The organism is Halopseudomonas maritima, from assembly GCF_021545785.1.
GTDB classification, from domain to species: domain Bacteria; phylum Pseudomonadota; class Gammaproteobacteria; order Pseudomonadales; family Pseudomonadaceae; genus Halopseudomonas; species Halopseudomonas maritima.
The window spans coordinates 1,599,698-1,616,239 of sequence record NZ_CP079801.1; the positions used below are offsets into that span (position 1 = coordinate 1,599,698).

The 16,542-nt window shown below is 64.0% G+C and carries 13 protein-coding genes; 8 read left to right on the forward strand and 5 right to left on the reverse strand.

Annotated features, from left to right (window positions below; genetic code table 11):
- Nucleotides 1-28: 28 nt before the first annotated feature.
- Nucleotides 29-1,975 carry an alkaline phosphatase D family protein gene (locus HV822_RS07350; protein ID WP_238873093.1) on the forward strand — a complete coding sequence of 649 codons (1,947 nt, stop codon included), beginning with the start codon at nt 29-31 and terminating at the stop codon, nt 1,973-1,975.
- 58 nt (nt 1,976-2,033) lie between these two features.
- On the opposite strand, the gene HV822_RS07355 is transcribed toward HV822_RS07350, so the two are convergent.
- Nucleotides 2,034-3,047, reverse strand: coding sequence for an AraC family transcriptional regulator (locus HV822_RS07355; protein WP_238873094.1), 1,014 nt, complete (start codon nt 3,045-3,047; stop codon nt 2,034-2,036).
- Between the two features lie 92 nt (nt 3,048-3,139).
- Between HV822_RS07355 and HV822_RS07360 the strand changes: the two genes are divergently transcribed.
- Entirely contained in the window at nt 3,140-4,843 is a 1,704-nt protein-coding gene (locus tag HV822_RS07360; protein WP_238873096.1) for an alkyl sulfatase dimerization domain-containing protein, read from the forward strand.
- A 246-nt stretch (nt 4,844-5,089) separates the two neighbouring features.
- Nucleotides 5,090-5,287 carry a hypothetical protein gene (locus HV822_RS07365; protein ID WP_238873097.1) on the forward strand — a complete coding sequence of 66 codons (198 nt, stop codon included), beginning with the start codon at nt 5,090-5,092 and terminating at the stop codon, nt 5,285-5,287.
- 507 nt (nt 5,288-5,794) lie between these two features.
- Here HV822_RS07365 and HV822_RS07370 read toward each other — a convergent pair.
- The 3 genes from HV822_RS07370 to HV822_RS07380 form a co-directional block, all read right to left on the reverse strand.
- Nucleotides 5,795-8,938, reverse strand: coding sequence for a CusA/CzcA family heavy metal efflux RND transporter (locus HV822_RS07370; RefSeq protein WP_238873099.1), 3,144 nt, complete (start codon nt 8,936-8,938; stop codon nt 5,795-5,797).
- A 25-nt stretch (nt 8,939-8,963) separates the two neighbouring features.
- Complete coding sequence (locus tag HV822_RS07375; RefSeq protein ID WP_238873101.1) at nt 8,964-10,265, reverse strand: efflux RND transporter periplasmic adaptor subunit; 1,302 nt, start codon at nt 10,263-10,265, stop codon at nt 8,964-8,966.
- Nucleotides 10,266-10,344: 79 nt separating this feature from the next.
- The gene (locus HV822_RS07380; protein WP_238873103.1) at nt 10,345-11,553 is read right to left on the reverse strand and encodes a TolC family protein; all 1,209 of its coding nucleotides are present in this window, start codon (nt 11,551-11,553) and stop codon (nt 10,345-10,347) included.
- A gap of 280 nt (nt 11,554-11,833) precedes the next feature.
- Between HV822_RS07380 and HV822_RS07385 the strand changes: the two genes are divergently transcribed.
- The 5 genes from HV822_RS07385 (at nt 11,834) to HV822_RS07405 (ending at nt 16,080) form a co-directional block, all read left to right on the forward strand.
- Nucleotides 11,834-12,508, forward strand: coding sequence for a heavy metal response regulator transcription factor (locus HV822_RS07385; RefSeq protein WP_238873104.1), 675 nt, complete (start codon nt 11,834-11,836; stop codon nt 12,506-12,508).
- Nucleotides 12,505-13,914: a heavy metal sensor histidine kinase gene (locus tag HV822_RS07390; RefSeq protein ID WP_238873106.1), complete on the forward strand. Its 1,410-nt coding sequence runs from the start codon at nt 12,505-12,507 to the stop codon at nt 13,912-13,914. The genes HV822_RS07385 and HV822_RS07390 overlap by 4 nt, the downstream gene beginning before the upstream one ends.
- Before the next feature lie 156 nt (nt 13,915-14,070).
- On the forward strand, nt 14,071-14,784 hold the full coding sequence (locus HV822_RS07395; protein ID WP_238873107.1) for a hypothetical protein: 714 nt from the start codon (nt 14,071-14,073) through the stop codon (nt 14,782-14,784).
- Between the two features lie 141 nt (nt 14,785-14,925).
- The gene (locus HV822_RS07400) at nt 14,926-15,780 is read left to right on the forward strand and encodes an SDR family NAD(P)-dependent oxidoreductase (RefSeq protein WP_238873109.1); all 855 of its coding nucleotides are present in this window, start codon (nt 14,926-14,928) and stop codon (nt 15,778-15,780) included.
- A 90-nt stretch (nt 15,781-15,870) separates the two neighbouring features.
- The gene (locus tag HV822_RS07405) at nt 15,871-16,080 is read left to right on the forward strand and encodes a YgdI/YgdR family lipoprotein (RefSeq protein WP_238873111.1); all 210 of its coding nucleotides are present in this window, start codon (nt 15,871-15,873) and stop codon (nt 16,078-16,080) included.
- A 43-nt stretch (nt 16,081-16,123) separates the two neighbouring features.
- Here the strand turns inward: HV822_RS07405 and HV822_RS07410 are convergent, their stop codons facing one another.
- Entirely contained in the window at nt 16,124-16,540 is a 417-nt protein-coding gene (locus HV822_RS07410) for a hypothetical protein (RefSeq protein ID WP_238873113.1), read from the reverse strand.
- Between the last annotated feature and the right edge of the window lie 2 nt (nt 16,541-16,542).

Here is a 16,542-nt window from a genome sequence, read left to right on the forward strand (position 1 = left end):
GCGCAGCGCCTGGCCGGTCTGAGCAAACATGCATACCACCTCAGACCTTCCCGATCTGCTGGCCGGCCCGCTGGTCCGCCGCGTAGAGCCCGAGCGCATCCTACTTTGGCTGGTCGCCAGCCGCCCGCTGACATTAAGCGCAACCCTGCAGCCAAGCGACGCGGCAGCGCAGCAGCTCGAACCGGGTGACACGCGGATCATTCCCATTGGTCGGCACGCCTATGTTCACCTGCTGACCATCACCCCCGCCAGCCCGCTGCCACAGGATCAGATCATTCACTACGACCTGCGGTGGGACGGCGAGCAAGGCCGCGGGCTGCGCAGCGCCGCCGCGCACCTGTGCCATGGTGACGAGCTACCCTCGCTGATGATCGCCAGCGACAACCGCCGCCTGCTGCATGGCTCCTGCCGCAAGCCGCACTTTGCCGGCGAGGATGCGCTGGTGCGCACCGACAGCTGGCTCGCCGAACGCCGTGACCAGCCAGGGGAGCGCCCAGCCTGGCTGCTGATGACCGGTGACCAGGTTTACGTCGATGATGTCAGCGGCCCGCTGCTGGTCGCCATTCACCAGCTGGCTGCCCGTCTGGGACTGTCTGACGAGGCGCTCGAAGGCGCCACGGTGGCAGACAGCCGGGCCTTGTATCAGGCTGCCGAAACCTACTATCGGCGCGAGCAGCTGCTGCCTGATGTGCCCTCCAACATGGCGGTGCGCGACCGCTTCTTTGGCGGCGTACGCAAGCCGGTATTCACCTCGGCCAACGCCCACAACCACCTGATCAGCCTGGCCGAGATGCTGGCCATGTATCTGTTGGTGTGGTCACCGACGCCCTGGCGGCTGATCCAGCCAAACGAACCACCTAGCCTCAGCGACGAAGAGCGCCAACGCTATCAAGCCGAGCAGCAGCAAATCGCCGCCTTTGTTGACGGCCTGCCGCAGGTCGCCCGCCTGCTTGCCCATCAGCCTAGCCTGATGATCTTTGACGACCACGACGTCACCGACGACTGGAACCTCACCGCAGACTGGGAGCGCACCGCCTACGGCCACCCCTTCTCACGCCAGATCATCGGCAACGCGGTGCTGGCGTATCTGCTGTGCCAGGCCTGGGGCAACGACCCGGACGCCGTAGCAGAGCCGCTCGACGCCCTGGCTGATCTGCTCTCAGGTGCCGGTCAAAGCGGCAGCCTGGACGTCAGCCAGCAGGACGCCTGCATCGACACCGTGCTGCGCTTTCACGGCTGGGAGTACCAGATTGGCGGCACCCCCAGCCTGGTGGTGCTGGATACCCGCACCCGGCGCTGGCGCAGTGAGCGCAGCCCGTTCCGCCCGTCCGGTCTGATGGACTGGGAAGCGCTGACCGAGCTACAGCAGCGCCTGCTGGACCAGACCGCCGTGGTCATCGTTTCCCCCGCGCCGATGTTTGGCGTCAAGCTGATCGAAGGTATCCAGAAGCTGTTCTCCCTTGCCGGCCACCCGCTGGTCGTGGACGCCGAGAACTGGATGGCCCACCGCGGCGCCGCCAAGGTGCTGCTCAATATCTTTCGTCATGGCCGCACACCGGGTAACTACGTCATCCTCTCAGGTGACGTGCACTATTCCTTCGTCTACGACATCGCCATCCGTCACCGCGAACACGGCCCGCAGCTTTGGCAAATCACCAGCAGCGGTCTGAAAAACGCGTTCCCGCCGCGCCTGCTGGACTGGTTCGACCGCCTCAACCGCTGGCTCTACGCCCCGGCCTCCCCGCTCAACTGGCTGACCAAGCGCCGCCGCATGCGCGTCAGCCCCCGCGACCCCGATCGCGCCAGCGCCGGCGAGCGCCTGTGGAACGGCAGCGGCATCGGCCTGGTCGAGCTGGATGAGCAGGGCCGCCCAGAGAACGTGAAGCAATTGGACGCGCGCGGGTTTGATATCGGCTTTCCACCCCTGGAGGCAGAAGCGCTAATCCCCCAGCCAAGCAAACCCGATAGTGAGTGATGGAGCTGGGGCCAGCTCCGCTATCGGCGGCGACATCGTGCCGGGTGAAGCGCTCAGCTCAGCCGGTTGGCTGCTGCCGGTAGCTCTCAGGACTCACGCCGTACCAGCGCCGGAAGGCCTTGCCAAAGCTGTTGGCGTCAGCGAAGCCCAGTTGGTCAGCCACCTCCGCGCTGCGCAGACCTGCACGCAGCAGGTGCGCCGACCGCTCGGCCCGCCACAGGTCAGCCAGCTGGCGATAGCCGCTGCCCAGTGCCGCTAGACGACGACGCAGCGTGCGCTCGCTCAGGGCCAGCGCCGCCGCCAGTTCGGCCTGGGTTGGCAGTGTGTCGCCATAGGTACGCAGCAGGCCCAGGATGTCCTGAACCAGAGCCGGTACAGCGTCCAGCGCGGCCAGCTCACGCACGGCCAACTGTTCGTGCTCGCGCCAGAGCCTGGCATCGCCAAGCGCCAGCGGGGCAGCCAGGGCGGAGCGCTGATGCCAGACCACGTTCGCCGGCTGGGCAAAGCGCACTGTACAACCAAACACCTGTTGCCAATGCTGCGCCGAGCTCGGCGGCGCGCGCTTGAGATCCACCTGCTGCACCACCTGGCCGGCCAGCCGGCGCAGGTTGCTGACGTGGGCGGCGATGAAGGCGTCAATGGACGCGGGATGCAACACCACATCGTGCAATTCGCAAATCTGCACCCCCACCCGGTCCGGTTGATGAACCAGCCGCAGGGTCACCCCGGTGGTAATCAGCCGTTGAAAGCGCTCGGTGGCCTCCAGAATATGGCCAATGGTCGGCGCGGTCTGGATCAGCAGCCCCATGACCCGCATATGCATCGGCATGGCCGCACGGCCCACCCAAAGCCCCATCGCCGGGTCGGCACTGCGCTGGGTCGCCAGCGACCACAACCGCGTCATCAGCTCGGTTGGCACCCGACCACCGGGGTTGGCGCGCAGCGCCTCCAGATCAATGCCGGCGTCATGCAGCAGCGCGGCGCCATCAAAACCGCGACTGTCGAAGGTGTGCATCACCGCCAGCGGCCAGGCGGCCACCGTGCTCGCCCTGCTTGCCGGTTCACTGGCCATATTGAACCCGAGGATGGCCAGTGCCGACCTTGTTGAGGTCTCGCGCGCTCTTTAGCGTGAGCAGGCCATTCATAACAACAATAGAGAAAACCATGCGCTACCTGCTTATTCTATGCTTCGCCCTGCTCGCCGGCTGCGACCAGGACCCACCGGCCCAAAGCTCCATTCAACTGGCCCCCGAGGCTCTGGTCAAACAGAGCGATCTGTTCCGCAAGGGTGTGGAGCAGGTAACCGACGGCGTCTATGTCGCAATCGGCTACGGCTTGGCCAACTCGATCATGCTGGAAGGCGATGACGGCATCATAATCGTCGACACCATGGAGACGGAAGCAGAAGCCCGAGCGGTACTGGCCGAGTTCCGCAAGATCACCGACAAGCCGATCAAGACCATCATCTATACCCACAACCACACCGACCATGTGTTCGGCGCCAACGCTTTCGCCGAAAGCGCCGGCATTCCGGTCTACGCACACGACAGCACGGCGTACTACATCAACCGGGTAGTCAATCAGATCCGGCCAATCATCAGCACCCGCTCCATGCGCATGTTTGGCAATCATCTGCCACAAGGCGAACTGATCAATGACGGGATCGGTCCGCACCTGGGCGTCACCCCGGACAGCTCGCTGTTTGCTCTGCCGCCGACCCACACCTTCAGCGATCAGCTGTCGCTCAACATCGCGGGTATCGAGCTGGAGCTGGTGCACGCACCGGGGGAAACCGAGGACCAGATTTTTGTCTGGCTGCCGCAAAAGCAGACCGTGCTGACCGGCGACAACATTTATCAAGCCTTTCCCAACCTGTATACCATTCGTGGCACCTACTACCGCGACGTGAAGCAATGGGCAAACACCCTCGACCGCGTGCGCGCCCTGGGCGCCGAGCATCTGGTGCCCAGCCATACCCGCCCGGTACACGGCAAGGCGCAAATCGCCAGCCTGCTGACCGATTACAGCGACGCCATCAACTTCGTTCATGACCAAACCCTGCGCCATATGAACAAGGGCCTGACGCCGGACCAGATCGTCGAGGCAGTCACCCTGCCGCCGCACCTGGCCAGCAACCCCTGGTTGCAGGAGTTCTACGGCAAGGTGAGCTGGTCGACCCGTTCGGTGTTTGATGGCTATCTGGGCTGGTTCAGCGGCAACCCAAGCGAGCTGCAACCGGCGCCGCAACAGCAGCAGGCCGAGGACATGGCCGCCCTGGCCGGCGGCACCGACAACCTGCTCAACAAGGCCAAGGACGCCCTGGCGCAGGGCAACGCCCAGTGGGCACTGGTTCTGAGCGACCATCTGATGGTACTGCTGCCCGAGCACGAAGACGTCCGTGCGCTGCGTGCCAGCGCCCTGCGGACCCTGGCGGCCGCCGAGGCCAACCCCAACGCGCGCAACTACTACTTCACGGTTGCCCGCGAAGTGCAGGACGGGCTCAATCCGCGCTTCCGCTTGCACATGGACCCCGACTTTCTCGCCAGCCTGCCTATTGAGAACTTCCTGACCGCCATGCCGGCGCTGCTCAAGGCAGAAGAGACCTATGAGGTCGACAGCGCGCTGGGCTTTGACTTCCGCGACAGCAGCAAGCAGTTCACCCTGCGCATCCGACGCGGCGTCGCCAAGGTGAGCGACGGGCTGGACAGCGACGTCGTCGCCACCGTGCAAACCACCGAGGCCACCTGGAAAGCCATTGCAGCCGGCATCCAGAACCCGGCCACCGCACTGGCCGGTGAAGACCTGGACATCGACGGCAGCACCCTGTCTGCGCTGAAGATTCTGGGTTATTTTGAAAAGATCGACTGAGTGAGTCAGGCCCTGGCCGGCCAATGCTGGCCGGGGCCTGTCGCCGCAACCAGGCCGTCGATTAGGGCCGCTCCACAGCAGCGCGGCTGCGTCCGCTATCACACCCCGCAAGACAGCCTGGCCCGCGCCAGTCCACGCTGCAACATGACAGCATTGTCATGCGCGCATAACCCTCCTGTCAGTTGCCCAGACGTAGGATGAACCCGAGTCTGAACGAACTCATATTTTTTTGACAGGAGAGTGCTGATGAAACAGATGCTGATTGCTGCGGCTGTTGCCGCTGTTCTACTCCCGATGAACGCCATGGCTGAAGACGGTCTCGACCGCAGCCGCGCGGCGCACGAAAAGTTTCGTGCCCTGGTTGCCGAGCAAAAGGCCGACTCAGCCAAAACCGAGCGCGCTGAACTCCACGCCCAGCGCAATGAGGACACGTCCACTTTGTAAACCTGTGGTGCTCCCTTTGCCTCGGTTGCCCTGCCCTGTGCAGGGTTTTTTTTGCCTCGTCCCCGCATAACCCCCGCCGCTTCGCCGGCTTTCCCGTTCTGCCCCCGCACGACAACAGCCTTACCAGCCTCGCCTGCGCGCCACGCGCGCCGGTCCCCACGAAGCCCATGACTGGCCCTGCGCGTTCTGCTGCCGGGAGGTATTACCGATTACCGCACTGGGCAGTGGTCCAAATGATCCCGGACACGCCAACGCAAGGTGGCGCGGCAAGCAAGGCGGGCCATAGGCTCGGCCAGTCTTGTCACCCCAGCGCCAGGCCGTATGGCACTCGCCAGCAAGTCAGTCGGGTAGCGTGTAAGCAGCGGCAGAACCGGGAGAGATGAGCATCGGCTGGAGCCTGTGTGTACAGAGCGGCTCAGCAACCACCTGGCGGCGGGTCGGTGGCACCGCCAGGTAAACGGGTGCCAGACTGCGCTGTGCAGCCGGCACCCAGGGCGTGGCATACGCTTACTCGCGCACCTCTTCACGTCGATGCGCCCAGCGGTACAGCACAGGCAGCACCAGCAGGGTCAGCGTCGTGGAGGACAGAATCCCGCCAATCACCACTGTAGCCAGTGGGCGCTGCACCTCGGCACCGGTGCCCGTCGCCAGGGCCATGGGTACAAAGCCCAGCGAGGCCACCAGGGCGGTCATCAGTACCGGTCGCAGACGGGTCAACGCCCCCTCGATGATGGCCTGTTCGAGCCCCAGCCCTTCCTCACGCAGATTGCGAATGAACGACAGCATCACCAGACCATTGAGCACCGCCACCCCGGACAGGGCGATAAACCCAACCCCTGCGGAGATAGACAGCGGTATATCGCGCAACCACAGCGCTACCACACCCCCGGTCAGGGCAAAGGGGATACCGCTGAACACCAGCAACCCATCGCGCACGTTGTTGAACATCATAAACAGCAGGGTGAAGACCAGCAGCAGCGCGACCGGGACCACGATCTGCAACCGCTGCGCCGCCGATTGCAGCTGCTCAAACTGGCCACCCCAGGTGAGCCAGTAACCGGACGGCAGACGCACCTGCTGGTCCAGACGTGCGCTGGCATCGGCCACAAAGGAGCCGATATCCCGGCCACGCACGTTGGCGCTCACCACCACCAGGCGCTTACCGTTTTCACGGCTGACCTGATTGGGCCCCAACACCAGGTCAAGACTGGCCACCTCCGTCAGCGGAATAAAAGCCACGCGGTCATCCGAGGCACCGGCCGGCGCCGGCACCGGAATCAGCAACCGCGCCAGACCATCGATGTCGGTGCGCTGCTCGTCGCTGAGGCGTACCACCATGTCAAAACGCCGATCACCCTTATACAGCGTGCCGGCACGCTGCCCGCCCACGGCCACCGCAACGGTGTCCTGCACATCGCCGATATTCAGGCCATAACGGGCGGCCTTGTCACGGTCAATGTTGACTGTCAGTACCGGCAAGCCGGTGGTTTGCTCCACCTTCACCTCAGAGGCGCCGTCAACCTGCTCCAGCGCCTCGGCAATCTCGGCGGCCGTGGCATTCAGCACGTCCATGTCATCGCCAAACACCTTGACCGCCACGTCGCTGCGCACGCCGGAAATCAACTCATTGAAGCGTAGTTGGATGGGCTGCGACAGCTCGTAGTTGCTGCCAGGCACCGTTGCCGCTGTCGCCTGCAACCGCTCTATCAGCTCAGCGCGGGACAGCTCGGGGTTGGGCCACTGATCACGTGGCTTAAGCATGACATAGGCATCGGAAATGTTCGGCGGCATCGGGTCTGAGGCAATCTCGGCGGTACCGGTACGGCCAAATACTCGCTCCACTTCGGGCATGGCGCTGATGATCGCCTCTTCCAGACGCATCTGCATATCGACCGACTGGGTAAGGCTGGTACCGGGCACGCGCAGGGCCTGCAGGGCAAAGTCACCCTCACTCAGACTGGGAATAAACTCGCTGCCCATACGCGAGGCCAGGACACCACTGAACAACACCAGACAGGTCGCCGCCACCACCACCGGCACCCGGTGTCCCAGCACCCAGTGCAGAACCGGGTGGTAAGCGCGACGGGCGCCACGCATCAGGCGGTTTTCCTCTTCCTTGACCTGCCCGGTGACAAAGAGCGCAATCGCCGCAGGCACAAAGGTTACCGAGAGGATCATCGCCCCCAGCAGGGCCATCACCACGGTGAACGCCATGGGGTGGAACATCTTGCCTTCCACACCGGTCAGCGCAAAGATCGGCAGGTACACCACCATGATGATCAACTGCCCGTAGATCAGGGCTCGCCGCGCCTCGCGCGACGCCGCAAAGACTTCATGCAGGCGCTCGTTGCGGGTCAGCATGCGCCCATGTCGCTGCTGGGCATGGGCAAGCCGGCGAATGGCGTTTTCGACGATCACCACCGCACCATCGACAATGATGCCAAAGTCCAGCGCCCCCAGGCTCATCAGGTTGGCGCTAACGCGGTTGCTAAACATGCCGGTGAAGGTAAACAGCATGGACAGAGGTATCACCATGGCGGTGATCAGCGCCGCGCGGATATTGCCCAAAAACAGAAAGAGCACCGCCACCACCAGTAGCGCGCCCTCAATCAGGTTGGTGCGCACCGTGGCAATCGCCTTGTCCACCAGCGTCGTACGGTCATACACAGGGACTGCCACCACCCCCTCGGGGAGTGTGCGGTTGATCGCCTGCAGGCGGGTGGCCACTGCCTGGGACACCGCCCGGCTGTTCTCGCCAATCAACATGAAGACGGTGCCCAGCACCACCTCGCGCCCGTTCTCGGTCGCCGCCCCGGAGCGCAAGTCATGGCCCAGCTGCACCCGTGCGACCTGACTGACCCGTACCGGTGTGCCATCGTGGTTGGCCACCACGATATTGGCAATGTCATCCAGGTTGGCGACCTGACCCGGCGCCCGGATCAGCAGTTGCTCACCACTGCGTTCGATAAAGCCGGCACCCACGTTGGCGTTGTTACGCTCCAGCGCGGTGAGCAGGTCGCTGAGGGTCAAACGGTAGGCGGCCAGGCGCTTGAGATCCGGCGCAACCTGATAGACCTTGTCATAGCCGCCAATACTGTTGATTTCAGCGACGCCCGGCACGTTACGCAGCTGGGGTTTGACTACCCAGTCCTGAATCTCGCGCAAATCCGCTGGGGTGTAAGGGCTGCCATCCGGCTTGCGGGCTCCCTCCTCGGCCTCGACCGTCCACAGGAAGATCTCCCCCAACCCTGTAGAGATCGGCCCCATCGCCGTCTCCGTGCCGGGTGGCAACTGCTCGCGCACCGATTGCAGGCGCTCGTTGACCAGCTGGCGGGCAAAGTAGATGTCGGTGCCATCAGCAAAGATAACGGTCACCTGAGACAACCCCGAGCGCGACAGCGAGCGGGTCTGCTCCAGGTCAGGCAGGCCGGCCATCGCCGTTTCGATCGGGAAGGTAACCCGCTGCTCGGTCTCCAGCGGCGAAAACCCCGGCGCTGCGGTATTCACCTGAACCTGGACGTTGGTGATGTCCGGCACCGCATCAATCGGTAGCTTCTGATAGCTGGCTACACCCAGCCCGGCCATCGCCAGCACCGCCAGCATGACCAGCGCGCGCTGCTCGATGGCGAACTGAATAACACGCTCAAACATGACTCTTCCTCAGGGCTAGCTGCGCTTAATGTGAGTGTTCCGCCGAGCCTTTGCCCAGCTCTGACTTGAGGATGAAGCTGCCGTCTACGACCACCTCGGCACCCGCGTCCAGGCCCTCTACAATCTCCACACGGCCACGACCCTTAGCGCCCTGACGCACAGGCTGGGCAACAAAGCCGTCCGCGCGGCGCACAAATACACTGTCCTGGCCCTCCAGCGACTGAATCGCCCCCTCGGGCACGGTCACCGCGGCCTCGCGGCCGGCATGCAACACCTCAACATTGACAAAGAGCCCCGGACGCCACGCCCCATCCGGGTTTTCCAATGTGACGCGGGCCGTCGCCGTACGGGTCTGCTCGCCCAACAGGCTGCCCACGTAGGCCACCCTGCCCTGGACGCTCGTGTTCAGGTCAGGCGAGCGCACCGTGGCCATCTGGCCCACCAGTACCTGGCTCAAGTCACCCGGCGACACACTGAAGTTGGCCCACACCCGGCTCAGGTCGGACAGCACAAAAGCCACATCAGCGTCGGTGACGGTTTCGCCCACGACCAGGTGCTTTTCAACGATGACGCTGTCAAAGGGGGCGGTCAGCGTGTAGCGACTGCCGGTTTCAGACTCGTTGCTGCCAATCAGCGCGTTGAGCTTCTGGCGCGCATTGGTAACGGCAATGTCAGCCTCCTGCAGCGCCTGACGCGCAGCCAGAAAGTCCTGCTGCGCGGAAATGCCTTCCTGCCACAGCTTCTGCTCGCGCTCAAACACGGTGCGCGCCAACGCCAGGCGACGTTGACCGGCTGCCAACTCGCTGCGCTGTTCGGAGATTTGCTGACTGGACAGCACTGCCAGCACCTGACCACGGCTGACCTGGTCACCCAGGCTCACCAGCACCTGCTCCACCACCCCGGAACTGCGCGGCTGGACGTGCGCAGTGCGATCCTGATCAAAGCCGATTTCGCCCGGCAGGCGCAGCGTCCGGCCGACACTGGCGGCCGCGGCCGGCTGCAACACAATGCCTGCACGGGCAATCTGCTCCGGCGTCAGGCTGACTGCCGCCGGGCCATGACCCTGTTCCTCGTCATGCTCCCCTTCCGCGTGGCCCTCTTCGCCGCCCTCCTCGTGGTCGGCCTCTTCATCGTGCCCTTGCTCATCATCGTGTTCGGCTTCTTCCTCGTGGCCGTGCCCATCGTCTTCACCATGGGCACCCGGCCCCGCGTTCGCCGCTGCGCGGCCGTCAACCGCCTGGGTGCGCCCCTCGCCCAGCAGCACATAACTTCCGCCGGCCAGTACCAGCACCGACAGCATCACCAACCAACGTGTTTTACCTTTCATACAAACTCCCGCACAGGTAGATATGCGCAGCTGCCAGGCTGCGCAAAAGCAATCGCATGGACTCTGGCAATCGACCGGCTCACGGCAGGTCACCGAGCATCGCCGTTGCCTCGGCCCGGGCTTGTACGGCGGTGTCCAGCGCGTCCAGATAGCGGCTGCGGACATCAATCAGGGTGCGTTGCGCATCCAGTACATCCAGCAGGTCGAGCTTGCCCATCTCCAGACCGCGCGCAGCCTTGTCTACCGCTGACTCAGCGGCAGGAAGTATCTCGCGCTGATACAGCTGGGCCTCCTCATCGGCGGCCTGCCAGCTGCCCAACAACTGTTCCAGCGACGCCTCGGCTCGGCGCTGCTGTTCGCGCCGCAGGTCGCGCGCCTGCTCGGCCCGCTCGGCCGCCGCCAACATGCGTCCTTGCTGGCGATCAAACAGCGGCAACGGCAAGGAGAAGCCGACCACATTCACACGGTCGCGGGTCTCTTCGCTGTACTGGCTACCCAGGCTTACCGTCAGGTCAGGAATACGATCGGCCTTCACCACGCCCATGGCCGCCTCAGCGCGACTGACATCCTGCTCCGCAAGTTGGATTTGCAAGGAACTGGGCAGCCGCGCACGCAGACTCTCGGCCGGCGGTGGCGGCAACAGCGGCACGTCTTCCGGCACCGAGACACGGCGGCCCACCAGACTGGACAGGGCGATATCTGCGGCACGTTGCGCTTGCTCAGCCCGCCGCGCCAGCGCACGGGCACTGGCCAGCTCCACCTCAGCACGAGTCTGGGCGATCTGCGCCAGCTTGCCGGTGCTCACCTGGCGCTCTGCCGCCTGCGCTGTTCGGCGCGCCAGCGTCTCGGCCTGCTCTGCCAGCGATACCCGGCGCTGGGCGTGAGCCAGCGCGTAATAGGCTCGAATCACCTCAGCGCGCAGCTGGTTACGCTGTTGCGTGCTGGCCAGCTCGGCCATGCCAATCTCGCTGTCAGCCAGGTCAATACGTGCCGCACGCTTGCCACCCAGCTCGAGCGACTGGCTCAGCTGAATGGTGGTGGTGCTGGTGCGCTTGCGGGTGTCTTCCATCTCCCAGGAGAGTTCGGGATTGGGCAACAAGGCAGCCTGGCGACGCTCGCCTGCGGCGATGCCAGCATTTCGGTTGACGGCTTGCAGCGCCGGGTTTTGCTCAAGAGCCAGCGCCATGGCCTGCTCAAGGGTGAGGGATTCTGCGGCGCCAGCAACCGGGGCCAGAATGACAAGCAGCAGCGCGCTGGCACGCCGCCTCAGCTTAACAACAGCGGACATCAGTATACCTGCAGCGATCAGGACGCCCTGAACCACGGCGTCCAGAGAGTGAGCTTCAGCGCCCTGCACAGGGTACGGGCACCATCTGGCAGCGACTCTAGCCAGCCCCCCCTGTCGTCAGGGTGACTGCAAAATGACAAATATGTCAGCAAACGCACGGGCTCTTCGGCTTGTAATACCATGCCCTCACTCTCCTGTTGACCCTGTAGGGGCTTCAGGCTTGAAGATGTGCCAACACCTCCATCCACCCGGCGACACAACCGCCACTACGACGACTGCTATGCGTATATTGATCATTGAGGATGAACCGAAAACTGCGGCCTATCTCCATCAAGGGCTGAGTGAAAACGGCTATGTAGTCGATACCAGCGACAACGGCATCGATGGCCATCATCTGGCCACGCAACAGCACTACGACCTGATCATTCTGGATATAAACCTGCCCGGCCTCAGCGGCTGGGACGTGCTCAAGCGCCTGAAGCAAACACTGGACTGCCGGGTGCTGCTGCTGTCGGCCAAGAGCCGGCTCGACGACAAGGTCAGGGGGCTGGAAATGGGTGCCGACGACTATCTGGTCAAGCCATTCGAGTTTCCGGAGCTGCTGGCGCGGGTACGCACCCTGTTGCGCCGCACAGAGCAAAGGGCCGCAAACGACATCCTGCATGTCGCCGACCTGGAACTGGACCCGTCTCGCCATCGCGCCTACCGGGGCAAGCAACGCATCGATCTGACCAGCAAGGAGTTCTCCCTGCTGCACCTGCTGATGAGACGCGCAGGTGAGGTACAGTCGCGCACCCAGATCATCTCGCTGGTGTGGGACATGAACTTTGACTGCGATACCAACGTGGTCGATGTGTCTATTCGCCGCCTGCGCGCCAAAATCGACGACGCCTATGAACCCAAGCTGATTCACACCCTGCGCGGTGTCGGCTACGTGCTGGAGGTACGCGATTGAAACCTGCCACCTTGTCCGCCCGTCTGGGCCTGGGCTTCGCCGCCATGACCGGTGCGCTGGTGCTCGGCCTGGCAGCCCTGGCCTACTTCTCGCTAAGCCACCAGCTGACCGCACGCGCCCTGGACAAGCTCGATGGCAAGTTGCGCCAGATCGACCATCTTCTCAGCGAAAACAACGTCACCCTGTCTCAGCTCAAGAGCGATCCGCACAGCGTGCAGGACGTGCTGATCGGTCACGAAGAACTACACCTGACACTGCTGGATGCCAGCGAACCCGGCACGCCGCTGACAGGCAGCGACACCCTGCTCTCGCCCCCCATCTCCCCGCGCCAGGCAGGCAACAACCAGGTGCGCTATTGGCACTGGGAGAACGCCCAGGGGCAACGCATCCTCACCGGCTCACAACAAGTGCGCCTGCCCGATGGCAGCTCACTCTGGGTGCAACTGAGCTACGCCCGCGACAACGACACCCAGCTGCTCGCCGAGTACCTGCGCGCGATGTTGCTGGCCTTGCCACTACTGGTCATTGGCATCAGCGCCGGTGCCTGGTGGCTGGCCCAACGCGGCCTGGCGCCACTGCGCCAGTTCCGGGCAGTGACCGCACGCGTCTCGACCCAATACCTGTCGCACCGCATTCCGGCCGAGCGACTACCCCGCGAACTGGCCGAAGTCGCTGATAGCATCAACCATATGCTCGAGCGCCTGGATGAGGGGGTGGGGCAGCTCGCGCAGTTTTCCGACGACCTGGCGCACGAGCTGCGTACCCCTATCAGCAACCTGTTGGGCAAGGCCCAGGTGACGCTGACACGGGAGCGCAGCCAACCCGAGTACCGTGAAGTGCTGGAAAGCTGCGTTGAGGAGCTGGAGCGTCTGGGACGCATCGTGACCGACATGCTCTTCCTCGCCCAGGCTGAGGCTCAGACAGCACCGCCGCAAGCCACCGAGGTCAAACTGCAGCATGAGGCGCAGCGCGTGATGGCGCTGCTGCAGGTGCTCGCCGACGAGCGCGGGGTGAGCCTGCAGCTACTGGGTGCAGCCGAGGTGACAGGGAACCAGCTCATGATCCAGCGCGCCCTTTCGAACCTGCTGCACAACGCCATCAATCACTGCGCCGAGGGCAGCCAGATCACACTGACCGTGGAGTCAGCCCCCAACGAGAAACGCATCAGCGTCACCAACACCGGCCCTGGCATCCAGGCCGACCAGTTGCCGCATCTGTTCGACCGTTTCTACCGGGTAGACTACGGCCGCGCCCGCAGCGCCGGCGGCACAGGGCTGGGTCTGGCCATCGTGCGATCGATCATGCACCTGCACCACGGCGAGGTGGATGTCAGCAGTCAGCCACATGGCCCGACCACCTTCACCCTGCGCTTCCCCAATCCTCAGCGGCCGACGGAAACCCCCTGAATCAGGGTGCGCCACTGATGGCGTTTTGCTGTAAAGTCGCCACGCCCGTCAGAACAGACGCTGCCGAGCAGCTCTGCGTCAGCCATCAGCGCCGCAGAGCTGGCAGCGAACCGGGCGCTTCACAGTGAGCGTGACCCCCTTTCAGGAGCAATGGACATGAACAGCAAACGCATCCAAGCAGGCCTTATCGGTCTGATCGCCACCGGCCTGCTGGCCACCGGCCAAGCCCAGGCATTTGGCCTGGACACTCTCAAGTCGGTCGCTGGCGCGGCACTGAACACCGCGACCCAAGGCGATAGCAGCACCGATACCGCAGCGCTGGACCAGCAGCACAGCGACCTGATGCTGCGCTTCAATGCCAGCATGAACAACATGCTGATTGCCCAGGCCAAAACCCTGCAGGCCACCGGCAACACCGATGCAGCAACCCAGACGCTGAATGCTGCCCAGCAGTACGCCGTTGGCGGCGTCAGCGACTCCGACGCTATCTTGCGTGACACCCAGCTGACCAGCACCAACCAGCAACTGATTCAGAATGCCCTGAGCCAGGCCGCCGCCATGAGCGGTGAGAACCGCGCCGCCCTGATCGAGGCGATCCCGTACTACACTGCCGGCATCCAGGAGGGGAGCAAGCTGAGTGGCGCCTTCACCCAGTGGATCAACAACGCTCAAGGTGCCGCCGGCTCGCTGCTGTCCAACCCCATGGCCGCTGCGCAGTTGACCAGCAGCCTGGGCGACGCCACGACCATCGCCCGCAACCTGCCGGCGCTGCTGTCTGCCTGGTCTGGCACCTCGCGATCGTTCATGTCCTACGCCAGCGCCAACCAGCTGGATGTCAGCACCTTGCAAACCGCGCTGACCAGCAACTGAGCTGATTGCAGGCGCAGTGCCAGCCACTGGCCTGCGCCCTCGGCCAACTGTCACCCGCGTGACAGTCTCCGTGACAGGGCTGGGCATAAGGTGGGCCTCCCCGGGCCGCTGCCGCCCGCTCAACAACGGAGAACAACAATCATGAGCTTTGCTTCCCGCGTAGTCTGGATTACCGGCGCCTCGTCGGGCATCGGTGAGGCCCTGTCCCGAGCGCTGCTGGCCGACGGCGCCGCCGTCATTCTGTCCGGTCGCCGGGTCGAGGCGCTGCAGCAGCTCGCCGCGCTGGCACCTGAACGCACGTTGGTGCTGCCCTTCGAGACCACCGACTACGACCGCCTGCCGGCACTGGTGGAGCAAGCCTGGGCCTGGCAAGGCCGCATCGACCTGCTGATCAACAACGCCGGCATCAGCCAGCGCAGCCTGGCGCTGGACACCCGCTTCGACGTCTACCGCCAACTGATCGAGATCGACTATCTGGCCCCTGTGGCCCTGACCCAGCTGCTGTTGCCGCGTCTGGTGGAGCAGGGCAGCGGCCAGCTGGCGGTGGTCAGTTCGGTGGCCGGTAAGGTCGGCGCCCCCCTGCGCACCGGCTATTGCGGCGCCAAGCACGCCGTGGTCGGCTACTTCGAAGCGCTGCGAGCCGAAGTCGAGCAGGCCTACGGCATTGGCGTCAGCGTGATCCTGCCGGGCTCAGTGCGCACCGCCATCGCCAGCAACGCACTAGAGGGCAGCGGCACCGCGCGCGGGCGCTCGGACACCAATATCGACAATGGCATCGACCCGGATGACGCCGCTCGCACCATCCTTGACGGTCTGCAGCAGCGTCAACACGACATCATCGTCGCCCAAGGCATGGAGCTGGCCGCGCTGCAGATGCGTGCCGCTGATCCGGAACGCACCTTTGCCTTTACCGCCGCCGAGGGTGCCAAACTGGCGCAGCAACGCGACGAACTCGGCGCTGGCGCTTCCATCGACCCCAATGCTGTGAACCAGTAGGCGTGGCGGGTTGCAAAAAGCAGGTCTAAGGTGAATCAAGCAGCGCATCACGGGGTGTGATGCGCGCTGTATGCACAAGGAGTGTTATCCATGAAACACCTGCTATTGGCGTTGGTCTGTGCAACCGCTCTGGCTGGTTGCTCCAGTGAGTACATCATCAGTACCAACGATGGCCAGATGATCGCTACCGACAACAAACCCAAACTGGATCCGGATTCGGGCATGTACATCTTCAAGGATGCCGAAGGCCGCGAGCAGGCTATCCCCTCTTCCAGCGTCAAGCAGGTAATGGAACGCTGAGAGAGCTGCGCCCTGCAAAGCAGGGCGCAATGCCTGAATCCGCTCAGCGCGACTCCAGCGCACCCTGCACCTGCTGTCGATAAGCCTGCCACTCAAACCAGAACGGTCCCAGTCCGCGATAATCACGCTGCGGCCAGCCGCCAATGCGCCAGAGCACCCAGTCACCACACAGCTGCGTGTCGGCATACAACTGCGAGCAATCCACATCACCGCAGCGACAACCCAGCAGTATCAGCCGCGCCGCCTGACCTTGGGCGCTGCGTTGCCAACTGGTCAGCGAATACCAATCCACATCAGCGGCGAGCAGAAAGTCCTCAGCAAACGGATGGTAATCGCAGGCCAGCTCATAGTCGCGCACCCAGGCGGTCAAGGGCTGGTCGTCGACCAGCACCTGCAAGCGTCGGCCAGACGCCTCAGCGTCCTGTCCGCCGGCTTGCCAGCAGAGCGTTAAGCTGTTCACCG

What these genes read in the sequence shown, in the direction of transcription:
- HV822_RS07350 (WP_238873093.1), top strand. Translation starts at nt 29, where the DNA reads ATGCATACCACCTCAGACCTTCCCGATCTGCTGGCCGGCCCGCTGGTC.
- HV822_RS07355 (WP_238873094.1), bottom strand. Translation starts at nt 3,047, where the DNA reads ATGGCCAGTGAACCGGCAAGCAGGGCGAGCACGGTGGCCGCCTGGCCG.
- HV822_RS07360 (WP_238873096.1), top strand. Translation starts at nt 3,140, where the DNA reads ATGCGCTACCTGCTTATTCTATGCTTCGCCCTGCTCGCCGGCTGCGAC.
- HV822_RS07365 (WP_238873097.1), top strand. Translation starts at nt 5,090, where the DNA reads ATGAAACAGATGCTGATTGCTGCGGCTGTTGCCGCTGTTCTACTCCCG.
- HV822_RS07370 (WP_238873099.1), bottom strand. Translation starts at nt 8,938, where the DNA reads ATGTTTGAGCGTGTTATTCAGTTCGCCATCGAGCAGCGCGCGCTGGTC.
- HV822_RS07375 (WP_238873101.1), bottom strand. Translation starts at nt 10,265, where the DNA reads ATGAAAGGTAAAACACGTTGGTTGGTGATGCTGTCGGTGCTGGTACTG.
- HV822_RS07380 (WP_238873103.1), bottom strand. Translation starts at nt 11,553, where the DNA reads ATGTCCGCTGTTGTTAAGCTGAGGCGGCGTGCCAGCGCGCTGCTGCTT.
- HV822_RS07385 (WP_238873104.1), top strand. Translation starts at nt 11,834, where the DNA reads ATGCGTATATTGATCATTGAGGATGAACCGAAAACTGCGGCCTATCTC.
- HV822_RS07395 (WP_238873107.1), top strand. Translation starts at nt 14,071, where the DNA reads ATGAACAGCAAACGCATCCAAGCAGGCCTTATCGGTCTGATCGCCACC.
- HV822_RS07400 (WP_238873109.1), top strand. Translation starts at nt 14,926, where the DNA reads ATGAGCTTTGCTTCCCGCGTAGTCTGGATTACCGGCGCCTCGTCGGGC.
- HV822_RS07405 (WP_238873111.1), top strand. Translation starts at nt 15,871, where the DNA reads ATGAAACACCTGCTATTGGCGTTGGTCTGTGCAACCGCTCTGGCTGGT.